Source organism: Runella sp. R5_40 (assembly GCF_057652295.1).
In genome coordinates this window covers 103,697-116,116 of sequence record NZ_JBYFCH010000011.1, presented here as the reverse complement: position 1 = coordinate 116,116, position 12,420 = coordinate 103,697, and the positions used below count along the sequence as shown (strand labels likewise).

The 12,420-nt window shown below is 47.6% G+C and carries 11 protein-coding genes; all 11 read right to left on the bottom strand.

Features of this window, described 5'->3' with window-relative positions; translation table 11 throughout:
- Positions 1 to 62 precede the first annotated feature (62 nt).
- Positions 63 to 797, bottom strand: coding sequence for a Bax inhibitor-1/YccA family protein (locus AC23N5_RS19070; RefSeq protein WP_487756812.1), 735 nt, complete (start codon positions 795 to 797; stop codon positions 63 to 65).
- Positions 798 to 879: 82 nt separating this feature from the next.
- The gene (locus AC23N5_RS19065; RefSeq protein ID WP_487756811.1) at positions 880 to 1,695 is read right to left on the bottom strand and encodes a sulfate/molybdate ABC transporter ATP-binding protein; all 816 of its coding nucleotides are present in this window, start codon (positions 1,693 to 1,695) and stop codon (positions 880 to 882) included.
- Positions 1,692 to 2,357 (bottom strand): molybdate ABC transporter permease subunit, encoded by a 666-nt coding sequence (modB, locus tag AC23N5_RS19060; RefSeq protein ID WP_487756851.1) that lies wholly within the window; start codon positions 2,355 to 2,357, stop codon positions 1,692 to 1,694. The genes AC23N5_RS19065 and modB overlap by 4 nt, the downstream gene beginning before the upstream one ends.
- Positions 2,357 to 3,115, bottom strand: a complete 759-nt coding sequence (modA, locus tag AC23N5_RS19055) for a molybdate ABC transporter substrate-binding protein (RefSeq protein WP_487756810.1) — start codon at positions 3,113 to 3,115, stop codon at positions 2,357 to 2,359. The genes modB and modA overlap by 1 nt, the downstream gene beginning before the upstream one ends.
- Positions 3,116 to 3,146: 31 nt before the next feature.
- Positions 3,147 to 4,226: a cytochrome-c peroxidase gene (locus tag AC23N5_RS19050; protein WP_487756809.1), complete on the bottom strand. Its 1,080-nt coding sequence runs from the start codon at positions 4,224 to 4,226 to the stop codon at positions 3,147 to 3,149.
- Positions 4,227 to 4,270: 44 nt separating this feature from the next.
- A complete protein-coding gene (locus AC23N5_RS19045; RefSeq protein ID WP_487756808.1) occupies positions 4,271 to 4,765 on the bottom strand; it encodes a molybdopterin-dependent oxidoreductase in 495 nt (164 codons plus the stop codon).
- A 99-nt stretch (positions 4,766 to 4,864) separates the two neighbouring features.
- Positions 4,865 to 6,286, bottom strand: coding sequence for a Gfo/Idh/MocA family protein (locus AC23N5_RS19040; RefSeq protein ID WP_487756807.1), 1,422 nt, complete (start codon positions 6,284 to 6,286; stop codon positions 4,865 to 4,867).
- Positions 6,287 to 6,540: 254 nt separating this feature from the next.
- A complete protein-coding gene (locus AC23N5_RS19035; protein WP_487756806.1) occupies positions 6,541 to 7,614 on the bottom strand; it encodes a hypothetical protein in 1,074 nt (357 codons plus the stop codon).
- A gap of 48 nt (positions 7,615 to 7,662) precedes the next feature.
- Positions 7,663 to 9,732, bottom strand: coding sequence for a beta-N-acetylhexosaminidase (locus AC23N5_RS19030; protein WP_487756805.1), 2,070 nt, complete (start codon positions 9,730 to 9,732; stop codon positions 7,663 to 7,665).
- A gap of 624 nt (positions 9,733 to 10,356) precedes the next feature.
- The gene (locus AC23N5_RS19025) at positions 10,357 to 11,145 is read right to left on the bottom strand and encodes an SDR family NAD(P)-dependent oxidoreductase (RefSeq protein WP_487756804.1); all 789 of its coding nucleotides are present in this window, start codon (positions 11,143 to 11,145) and stop codon (positions 10,357 to 10,359) included.
- Positions 11,146 to 11,464: 319 nt separating this feature from the next.
- The gene (locus AC23N5_RS19020; protein ID WP_487756803.1) at positions 11,465 to 12,415 is read right to left on the bottom strand and encodes a dihydrodipicolinate synthase family protein; all 951 of its coding nucleotides are present in this window, start codon (positions 12,413 to 12,415) and stop codon (positions 11,465 to 11,467) included.
- Between the last annotated feature and the right edge of the window lie 5 nt (positions 12,416 to 12,420).

Genomic DNA, 12,420 nt, shown 5'->3' with positions numbered 1-12,420 from the left:
AAACAAAAAAAGACACAGAAGTTGCCCCCTGTGTCTTTTTTATGTTTAAAAAAATTGAACGCCTAGTCGCGGCTTGAGAGCTTGGATAACAAGCGAAGTACTTCTATGTACAACCACACGATGGTGACAATCATCCCAAATGCGCAGTACCATTCCATGTATTTGGGCGCGCCGTAAGCTGCACCTTGCTCGATTCTGTCGAGGTCAAGTACTAAATTGAAGGCTGCTAACCCCACTACAAACAACGAAAAGCCAATTCCGAACCAGCCTGTGTCATAAATCAGCGGCATTTCGATGCTAAACATGCGTAATACCATGGCTACCAAGTAAAAAATAGCCACACCCGCCGTAGCTGCCATCACCGTCCGTTTGAACGTGGGTGTAGCGCGAATGACGCCTGCTTTGTACAAACCGACCATCCCCGCCAAAATGGCAAAAGTGAGCAACACCGCCGATAAGCCAATGCCTGGGTACATACTTTCAAATACCAACGTGATTGCCCCCACAAAAACCCCTTCGACCAAGGCATAAATGGGCGCAAGCGTGGGCGCGAGCTGTTGTTTAAAAGCCAAAATAAGGGCAATCACAAAACCTGCAATTGCGCCGCCGATGGCCAAAGGCATGATAAGTGCAGGATTGGAGGCAAACAAAAACCAACTGCCCGCAGCAGAAGCAATGACCAATGCGCCTAATAAAATGATTTTGTTGACTGTACCTTGGACAGTCATCGCTCCTTGCCCAATGCCTTCTTGGGCGGCTTTGATGAATGATTTTTCGGATAAGGTTGGATTCGCCATAGCTGGATTATTTTTTGTAAAAAACGTTTATAAACGACAATTTATGCGGTTTTTAGGTAAAATCAAAGACTTTTTCATTGAATTAAATTCGCCGTTTCCAACTCAACGACACCTCATCTCCCACTTTCAAGTCGTTGGGCCAAGGAGCAGAAGCACTAAGGCGTATTTGCATCGTATCGGTTTCGAGATAACCATTCTCACGGTCTAATTTTGTGATGACACCCCACATAGGCGTGGGCTCAGGGGCTTTGTCTTCGTCCGTTTTTACCCGTCCACGCTCGATTTCAACCTTTCGGTCGGCCAACTGACGAATGTCTTCTTGACTGTGAGTGACTAGCAACGTCGTCGTTTGGAATTGTTGATGCAAATCGCCCAACACTTCCCGCAGGCTTTGAGCAGTAGTAGCATCAAGCGACGCAAACGGCTCGTCCAACAACAACACCTTGGGTCGCCGTACCAACGCCCGCGCCAACGCTACTCGCTGCCGCTGCCCTCCCGACAGCGCGTCGGGCTTTCGATACGCAAGCGACTCTAAACCAATCTTTTGCAGTAATTCATCAATCAACGCATCTTTCGGCGACGCGGCAGCGTAGGCCAAGTTTTCGCGAACAGTCATGTTAGGGAAAAGCGCCGAATCTTGAAAAACAAAGCCAATCGAGCGTTGCTGAACGGGTACATTTATCTTGGAAGAAGTATCCAACCATGTATCACCGTCCACGACAATTCGCCCCGAAACGGGCGTTTCTAAACCCGCCAACAAACGCAAAAGCGTTGTTTTTCCAGCCCCTGATGCCCCGTATAAAGCCGTCAGGCTATGCGACTCCAACGAAAGCTGAATACGTAGCTCTCCCTGACCATCGGCAAAAAGACGCGGCAGCTGTAGGTCAAGTTCTATCATACGGTCAGGCGTTTATTGAACCGATACACAAGTACTAGAATCACCAAAGAAATGACCAATAATAAAGCGGCATAACTGTGCGCAGCAGCATAATTGAGCGTTTCGACTTCGTCATAAATGGCAATGGACGCTACGCGCGTCTGCCCTGGCAGGTTTCCTCCAATCATCAACACCAACCCAAATTCGCCAATGGTATGGGCAAAAGACAGCACAATGCCCGTCAACAACGCGGGCTTACTATTGGGCAATAAGACTCGAAATAACGTAGTCGTACGCGATTTACCAAGCGTAAAAGATGCTTCCTTCCAAGACGGCGGCAGGTTTTCGAGCCCCGCCTGAATCGGATGTACCATAAAAGGCAAACTATAGATCATCGACGCCACAACGAGCCCTTCAAACGAAAACACCAATCGCAGGTTAAACGCTTTTTCTAACCATTGCCCCAAGGTACTGTTTGGACTAAATGCCAATAAAAAATAAAACCCCAGCACCGACGGCGGTAAGACCAAAGGCATACTGATGATTGCCTCTATCAACGGTTTGAGTTTGATTTTGGTGGCCGACAACCAGGCCGCAAGCGGTATCCCAACCAACAGCAGAAGTACCGTAGTAATGCTTGCCAAACGAAACGTAAGCCAAATTGGCGCCCAATCCATGTTCATCATTTTTGTGTTGTGCCCCCTACTCGGTAGCCAAACTTCCGAAAAATAGCGTGCGCGCGCTTACTAAACAAAAAATCATAGAAACGACGGGCGGCCAAACTGGGTTCAACGTTTTTCTTTTTGAGCAACACCACGCCTTGTGCAATCGGACGGTAGGTTTTGGGGTCTATTTCTATCCACGTTCCTTTGTCTTTCAGAGAAGGGTCTAACACCACCGATTTGGCCGTAAAACCTACCTCAACTACTTGCGAAACAATGTATTGGTTTACTTGAGAGATACTTTCCCCCATGACCCACTTTTCCTGCGTTTTGTCAAACAAGCGATAATACGTGAGTGCCTCCTGGGCCGCGACTCCGTAGGGCGCAAGCTTGGGATTGGCAAGGGCAATTTTTTTGATGGAAGGTTGGGTCAAAAACGACAAGTCTTTCGTGGGCTTTGTGGCTCCGATTGTCCAAACAACCAAAGCTCCGTAGGCATAAATCTTGGGAGCGGCAGTGGTTAACCCTTCTTTAAAAAGTACGTCAGGATAGTGCATATCGGCCGACAAAAACACGTCGAACGGCGCTCCTTGTTGAATTTGGGTCGTGATTTTTCCCGAAGAGTTAATAATGGCTTCGAGTTGTATCCCCGTTTCTTTTTCAAAAACGACCTCTAATTCCTCCATCACAAACTGGGCATTGGCCGCTACGGCAACGCGCACCGTTTGGGCATATACCTGCGGCACCATCAGCCACAAAAACAAAAGTATTTTTTTCATTAACTGGTTCAGTATAAACGCTATCAAATAATTATTTTTTCGTCTCAAACGGATTCGAAAACGCAGGGTTTGTGATAAATGTCGAATCAGTGAGGGTGCGCAAAAACGCAATAATATCCATTTTTTCGGAGGAAGTCAGCCCCAAACGCTGCCCAGTGGGCTCGTTGTGTGAAATACGCAACTCGTGGCTGAGGTTAGGGCTAAAATGAAAGTGCTCGTTGTAATGGTCAAGCACTTGCTCCAAACTCGCAAAGCGGCCGTCGTGCATGTAGGGCGCTGTCAGGGCAATATTACGCAAAGTCACCACCCGAAAACGACCATTGTCCAGACCATCGGACGTTATTTCTTGCCTTCCTCGGTCCGCCACGGCTATGCTATCAAGACCATTGTTATGAAATACTTCCTGCATCAACTTGGCTCCACCGTGGCAATGTGCGCAATTGCCCCCGCGTACGCCTCGCTCAGGCGCAGGCCCACGCATGAATAACTCCCGCCCCCGTTGCTCCGAAGCTAAAAGAGTAGTTTCACCTTTTAAAGAGCGGTCGTAAGGCGAATTAGCAGAAATCAACGTTCGTTCAAACTGCGCCAACGCTTTGGTGATTTGTTCACCCGTAATACTCGATACGCCAAAGACTCGCTGAAACAACGAAGGATACCGACGCGTTTTGGCCAACTTTTTCGCTGAAGCCTCCAGCGACTGTCCCATTTCATCGGGGTGAGTCAGGGGAAAAACGGCCTGGTTTTCAAGACCATTGGCGCGCCCATCCCAGAATAAGTTCTTTACCCACAGCAGATTCACCAACGACATGGAGTTTCGACGAGTGGGTTTTCCTGACACCCCGATGCTAAATTGTCGGTCGTCCGAAAAAGCATTGGCTTGTTTGTGGCAACTTGCACAAGCGACGGTGTTGGTACTGGAAAGCAGCGGTTCGTAAAACAACATTCGTCCCAGCGCCACGCCTTCTTCGGTCGTCGGATTATCGTCGGGAATCGTGAATCGACGGCCAAACGACGTTGGATACTCCAGCTTGTAGGGATGTAATTCGCGCTTTGTTATCCAAAAAGAAGAAAGAAATATCACCAAAGCCGTTAGAAGGGGGAAGTATCGCATTTTGATTCGTTGTTAGTTTGCGATGCAGGCACAAATCAGCAACATCACTTAGCAAATCGAATTTCAAGGGATTTTAACTCACGAATCCAGCGCGCTGGGCGTTTTTCGTCGGGTATCACCAAGCGAAACGGGCCGACTCCTTGGGGCAGCGGGGTTCCATCGACCGAGTCGGCCACCAAAATGGTACGACCACTAAACTCAGCATCCACCTCGGCTAACGAAAACAACACTTCGTAGCCATCGCCTGCTTTGGCAATGAGGTATTTTGAGAGATTTTCGCCGCGAAGTTCTCCTCCTAAGGTTGCGCCTGCTTTGCGAAGAATAGCCGTAAGCGCTACACCAGCATAACGATGTTCTTTGCCGTCGCGGTCTTTGGCAGTTACTTCAGTCCGTTCTAATGCGTGAAGGTCAGAGGCGGTCAGCATCAGCGGTGTTTTTACTTCGCCCGTGACGGAAAGGGTTTGGGCAAGCAGCTCCTTTGTAGTGAACAAAAGAACCAGTATTCCGCCTAAAAGTAGTTTTATGGAAGTAGGTGTCATTCCCCAAAGCGTTATTTTCTCAAAAATATAACGCTTTGGGGAAATTACCTAATAGAAAATAGACTTGGAAGGTTTTTGAAACCTTCCAAGTCTGAGGATTTATACTTTGGCTTTCGTCGTACCACCTTTGGTCATTGAAATATCGACGGGTGCGTTGGCTTTCCACGAGCCACCCGTAAAGTCAGGCACATCAATGGAATTGGAGCGATTGGCCACCGACCAGCCACTCAGCGGTGCGATGCTACTCCAAAGGGCGGCGTCATACACGTCTTGGTCGAGCGGGAGGCCATTGCGTAGGCAATCGATGGTGCGCCAATCCATCAAAAAATCCATCCCACCGTGTCCGCCGACGTTTTTGGCCACTTCACCCATTTTTTTCACAATCGGGGGCAAGTATTTTTCTTCCAATGCCTTGTATTCTTCGGCCGACATCCATTCGTGACCCGTTGAATAACGCGCGGGTTCGGGGTATTTTAAACCTACCGCCTTGGTACCGCTCACCAGTTGAATCCGCGAATATGGCCTCGGCGATGACACGTCGTACTGCACCATAATCGTCCGCCCTTTTTGGGTCTTAATCGTGGTCGTACTCATGTTTCCGTTGTAGGATTTTCCCACGTAAGGCTTGTAGAAATCGTCTTTGGCGGCGAGTTCTTTGGCCAAATTTCCCAACACAAAATCGCTACTCGACATCGAAGTCAGGTACTCCATTTTATCCCCCCGATTGATGTCCATTACTTGGCAAATAGGCCCCAATCCGTGCGTGGGATACAAGTTGCCTTTGCGCTGAAACATCTCTTGAAGCTCCCACAATTGGTAAAAATGGGTTTTGGAAAAAACGTGCGTTTGTAAATTGTGAATATAGGCGGCTTCTCCGTGGATAATTTCCCCAAAAAAGCCATTTCGAGCCAAATTGAGCGTCAATAGTTCGGAGAAGTCATAACAGCAGTTTTCTACCATCATGCAATGCTTGCGCGTACGCTCCGAGGTATCGACCAGCTGCCACGCCTCCTCGATGGTTTTGGCGGCAGGCACTTCTACGCAAACGTGCTTGCCGTGCTCCATCGAAAAAACCGCCATCGGCGTATGGAATGCCCAAGGAGTGAGGATATAAACCAAGTCTAAGTCGGTGCGTTCGGCGAGTTTTTTCCAAATTTCGGGGCTACTATCGTAGGTTTGGGGGCGGTGTCCAGAAGCTTCGACCAGTTTTTTGGCCGCGGCCGTTTTCTCAGAACGTAAATCGCACAACGCTTTAATTTCGACACCTTCGATTTTATTTAATCGCTCGACAGCCCCCATACCACGGTTACCTAAGCCGATAAATCCAACCCGAACTACGTCCAGTTTGGGAGCGGCGTAGCCACTCATGTTAAATTTCTGCGCCCGCTTTCGATCTGCTTGTTCGCGTACTTGGGCCCATTCTTCGGGGGTATTGGCGTAAGCGGCAAAGGGGTTAGCGGCAAAAAGCCCTAATCCCGTAGCACTTGCCGTTTTTAAGAAATTTCTGCGGTTGTTTTCCATGTTACAAATATTTTTATGCAAACGTTTTGCCTACAAACGTTTTTGCCTCTCCGAGGCGTTTATTTCCTCTTATCTACAAACGTTTTGCCTACAAACGTTTCGCCTCTCCGAGGCATTTTCGTTTCATTCATCTACAAACGTTTTGCCTCTCCGAGGCGTTTTCGTTTCATTCATCTACAAACGTTTCGCCTCTCCGAGGCGTTTTCGTTTCATTCATGTCTCATCACTCAACGCTCATCACTAAACACTCTCCTTTAAAAAATGCAATCTCCGAGGAAAGCAGGCTGGTAGCCTTTTTCGGTTGCCCAGCGCACACAAGCAACGATGCGGTCGCGGAAATCGGGTTTATAAACTTCGTAAAAAGGATAATAGTATTGCTCATGCACCAAAAAATCGACGTAGGGTGGCTGTCCTGATGGTAGATTGGCGTAGTTGTCGAGGTGAGGGACAATTTCGGGAAGTTCTTTTTTATCAATTACAATGCTACTTCGGACAAACGTAATGTCTTCTTGCGTATCGTGCCACACAAAGCGTTTTTTCAACTGACGGCGTTGCTCAACGGTCAGGTAATACGAAACTGGTGGCAAATCATCGTCCACGTTGAAATAACCCAATTGCCCCACATAGCCCGCATCCCGCAAAGCCCGAGAGCCTTCGACGGTGGCTTCGCCCCAATGTAAGGTGGTAACAGGCCCCATCACGGCCTCACCCGCAAAGCGACGAATTTCATTTTTGACCATTTCGCAATCGTCGGCTACTTGTTGATAGCCTGCGGTGCGGTAGGGCATGTCGGGAAACTCTCCGCGCGCGTGAAAACTCAACCGCAACCAATCGGCGTTGGCTGTCCACTCGGGTTTGAAGCGGTCGGTCAGTTGCGACAAATTAAAGCCGTCGGTTTCGTAAAAAAGGTTGAGGTGGATTTTTGTCCCGTATTCGTCGTGTACTTGTTTGAGAAAACCCAAATAGGAATTATCAAAAATCGACGTATAGTTCGCATCGTTTTGGTGAATATCGCGCAAAAACCAGATGTTATCGTCAATTGATAAACGGTAATTTCCTGCAAAATTGGGCAACCAAAAGACCTCGATTTGGGCACTTTCTCCCGTGGTCATATTTTTTACTTCGACCGTATTTTGGTATTCGCTAAACGTCACCAAGGCTTCAAAAACACCTTCTCGTTCTTGGGCTTCCACGCCATTGATGACAATAAAATGCTGCAACGGTGCTTTTACTTTGACCGTTGTTTGGAGTACACCTTCTACTACCTGTCCGTCCCAGCCGTGAAGCATATCGCCTTCTATCGGGCTGATAAATTCTATGTTTTTCATGGTTCTAATCTATAAATAGTCAGTGCCAAACGACACCTATTCAATTACTTAGAAATCAGGACTAAAGACCTCTACAAACGACTTTACAGGTACATCTTTTTGGCGTTGAATCTGGAAATCAACTACTTTCAAGTGCAATTTTCGCCACAAGCTGTACTCCACGTCAAAACGCCCTAAAATGCTATTGAGACGATACGGCATACATTCCGACAGCCACGCCGTTTCGTATTCTCGTTTGAGTTCACCCGTTTCGTCCATGGCGTCCACCAACAGACTATGACAAGGGTACGTCAAATCATAAATGACGTAATCTTCCTTTTTCTTCATCACCATTGCGTAGTCCCAGCGATCTACCACCGTACGCGCCCACATAAACCGCATGGCCGAATAATTAATTAATCGGGCCGATACCAGCAATGAATTGGCAAATTCGCGGTCGGTTTTTGACGCTTTTTTGAGGGCGGCTATCAAATTGGCTTGGGCCTCCTCGCTGTATTTACGGACTTCCCTAAAATCAGCCATGTGGGCTTCGGTATTGGTCAAATAATACGCCGAAAACGGGTTCGACCACGCTTCAACTAGCGTCCCTCGCGGCATACTTTGGGTGTTTTTTCCCAAACATTTTTTCAGGTATTCGACCGAAATGGCAATGTTATCAAAGGCTTCGCCCATTTCTTGGGCAATGTTGGGATAAACCAACGATGCGTATTTTCGGGCAAAATCTTTTTGGTTAGGAGATTTTCCCTGCCAAGCCGAAATGCAGCCGTAGGCCATAAACATCCACGACGACCGCACAAAAGGCTCCACCGAGTCGGTCCAAACGGAGGTGATAAAACCTAATGTTTGGTGACGCAACCCTGCCCGTAAGCACAAGTCGATGTTGTCGTAGGTATAGCCCGCTTCGGGATAAATGTGCCCCCAACCCGATACCGCAGGCTGAATGAAAAAGGGCTTTTTTTCGTTCAAAACGGGGTTTAAATAATGGTAGGTTGCCGCCGAATCGGGCGAATATTGCCAAATAACGGGAATAACATCAACAGGAAATTTCTTGATAATATCGGGATAAAACGAGCTCATATCGGTCCAAGCCAAGAGCGTTTTTCCATATTTTTTGAGTTCTTCACTCACAAACGTCAATTGTTGGATGTACAACGCTTCAGGATTGAGACTTTTCTCCTCCGTGCTGTTGAGGCGCTTGGTTTCCCACGTTTCGTCAAAACCCACGTGGATAAACGGACTTTTGAACAACGCAGTGTACTGTTTAATCCAGTTTTTGAGTAATTCTTTCACGCCTGCATTGCGAGGATCCATCTCATGTCCGTAGCGACCAATCGCCAACGACGCGTACTTTTCATTCCGAATAAGCTCGTGCAAATGCCCATAAAAATTGACGAATGGAATAACGTCCATGTGCCGCTCGCGGGCATAAGCGATGATGCTTTTCACTTCTTCTTGGCTGTAATTGGCTTTGTAATTGAGGGTAGAATAGCCTTCTAATTCGATGCTTACTTCGTTGTAGAAGTAATACTGGTTGGTTTTCCAACGTGCCAAAAAGTCGATTTGACGTTTGATTTCATCCACCGTTAGCAAGCCTCCGTGGGCAAAATCCATCATCACGCCCCGAAAGGCCATGGTGGGTCGGTCGGTGATGGTCACATAGGGAATCTTGGCCTGTTCCCCTTCTCCTTGAATCAGTTGTCGAAGGGTTTGGACGGCATACCATAGCCCCGTTGAGGTTTCGGCTTCTATTCGGATTCCCTGCGCCGATACCGACAACGAATAGTGTTCGCGGGTGCTGCCTTTGATCGCTTCGTCGGTTTCGGGCAGTTCCCGTCCTGTCGTTTTTACGGTATAACGCACCCGCGACGCGGCGAGTGTGGAAGCCGTTTTGACAGGCTTTCCACTTCGCTCACGCAGGGTTTGTTGTAATTCTTTGAGCGCAAATACAATATCTTTAGAAGCAGTCGAGGGCACATAAAGTGACACGTTGTTCACCGCCAATGCACCATTTCCGTACTGAACAGATGTGGGTTCGGGCAGCAAACTGGGACGATTTTGGGCAAAAATCCCCGTAAACACCCAAAAACAACTACTTACTATCAGAATGAGGGATTTCATTTTCCTTTGTTTTAACCATTCTTATCCAATAAACTGGGTTCTGAGGAACCCTTTCAGGAGGTTTTGAGAAACCTCCTCCACATTTGCGTGCTTTCGGATACTCCTATCCGAAAACAGGGTTTCTCAAAACCCCGTCAATATAAATCACCCGCAAGCTGGGTTCTGAGCAACCCTTGCTGGAGGTTTTGAGAAACCTCCAACACATTTGCGTGCTTTCGGATACTCCTATCCGAAACGAGGGCTTCTCAAAACCCCGTCAATATAAATCACCCGCAAACTGGGTTCTGAGCAACCCTTGCAGGAGGTTTTGAGAAACCTCCAACACATTTGCGTGCTTTCGGATACTCCTATCCGAAAACAGGGTTTCTCAGAACCCTGTCAATATAAATCACCCGCAAACTGGGTTCTCAGGAACCCTTTCTGGAGGTTTTGAGAAACCTCCAACACGCTTGCGTGCTTTCGGATACTCATATCCGAAACAAGGGTTTCTCAAAACCCCGTCAATACAAATCAGCCGCAAGCTGGGTTCTGAGCAACCATTGCAGGAGGTTTTGAGAAACCTCCAACACATTTGCGTGCTTTCGGATACTCCTATCCGAAAACAGGGTTTCTCAAAACCCCGTTTTAATATGTTGCTCTGCCTCCCGATAAATCGAAGGTAAAGCCTGTAGTGAAACTGTTTTTGGGCGAAATGATGTAAGCGGCCAAGTCGGCGGCTTCATCTAACGTACCACAACGTTTCATAGGAATCTTGTCCGTCATGTATTTGACCTGAACTTCGGGCATGGCATCCACCAAAGGTGTACGAATCACCGCTGGTGCCAAGGCATTGACCGTAATACCGTCTTCAGCATATTCTTTTCCTTGGACTTTGGTCAAACCAATCACCGCGGCTTTGGAAGCTGAGTAGGCCAACATCCCCGCGTTTCCTTCTTTTCCCGCAATGGATGCGATGTGCAAAATGCGCCCGTATTTTTGGGCTAACATCGAAGGTATCACTGCCTTTGAAGTGTAGAAGCAGCTCATAAAGTTGACATCAAACACCTTTTGCAAGTTTTCGGTGCTTACTTCGTGGCTTTTTAGGTTGGTAACTCCCGTGATACCCACGCAGTTGACCAAAATATCGACTTTTGAAAAGCGCGCTACTACTTCGGCTACGGCTTCTTGCACTTGGGCTTCGTTGGTAATATCGAGTCCGATGCGCAGGGTTTGCTCGCCATAGGATTCAAATTCTTGTTGAAGCCCTTTTTCGTTAAAATCTAGCAATGCCACGTGGGCTCCCTCAGCCAAGAGTTTCTTGGCTATTGCCAAGCCTATGCCTGATGCCGCTCCCGTTACAATGGCTATTTGTCCGTCAAATTCTCTACAAACGTTGTGCCTCTCCGAGGCAATTTTTGATGATGTTATTTCCATTTTCTACAAACGTTTTGCCTCGCCGAGGCAACTTTTGATGCCGTTATTTCCATTTTCTACAAACGTTTTGCCTCTCCGAGGCGATTTTTGATGATCTTATTTCCATTTTCTACAAACGTTTTGCCTCGCCGAGGCAACTTTTGATGCCGTTATTTCCATTCTCTACAAACGTTGTGCCTCTCCGAGGCAACTTTTGATGCCGTTATTTCCATTCTCTACAAACGTTGTGCCTCTCCGAGGCAATTTTTATCTATTCGACATTCTGCACTCTGCCTTCGACATTTAACCTCTCGAAAGTTCAAAACTTTCGAGAGGTTATTTATACTGCTTCGGCTACTGGGCGAATGGCGTAGGTTTCGTCGTTGAGAACGTCGATGACCCGTTGGTTCAATTCTTTGATGTAGCTCACACTCGACGCATCTGGAATGTAGGCTGCTTTGCGGGCAATGCTGTTGCTCAACACACCCCGCGCAATGAGCAATTCTTTTTCGGCGTAGTGGAACAACTCCATGTTTTGCAACGAGAAGAAAATTTGCGGCATTACTTTTTCAAACAAATCAAACGCTTTGCTGTCTTCCCCGTTACGGCGCAAATCAAACACGCGTTGTAGAATATCGGCCACGGCTAACCCTGGCATAACACCCTGAATACCAATCGGCACCAATTCGAGCATGTACAAGCCACCCCATCCTTCAAACAAACCTACCTTGCCTTTGGTCGCTTTGATGATGCTCTCAAATTTAGGCGCACAAAGCGGTTCTTCCAGTTTAAGGTATTTGAAATTCGGGTTTTCGTCCATCAACTCTTTGATAAATTCTACGCTGATGGAAGCGCCACCTGGGTTAAAATCTTGAATCAATACAGGCGTGTTGGGAATCGACTGAAGAAACTCCGATAGGTATTGTTTCAACGAGCTTTCGGGCAGGCTGAAAATACGAGGTACGGCCAACGACACCACATCGGCACCCGCTGCTACGTTGGCTTGGGCTAACCGAATCGCTACTTTCAGCGATGGATGATTTGACTGTGCTACAATCTTGATACGCCCTGCTGCGTGCTCCACCGCCACGCGTACGACTTGAAGCTTTTCTTCGTCCGTAAGCTTGTAAAACTCACTGGCATAGGCGGGTAAGCAAACCGCTTTAATGCCTCCTGCAATGGCGAAATCAATCAAATTGCGAAGGGCGTTTTCGTCGATTTCTTCGTTTTCGGTAAAGGGTGTGGGAACAATCGGGACAACGCCGAATAGCTCGTTTGTTAGCTCTGACATATCTG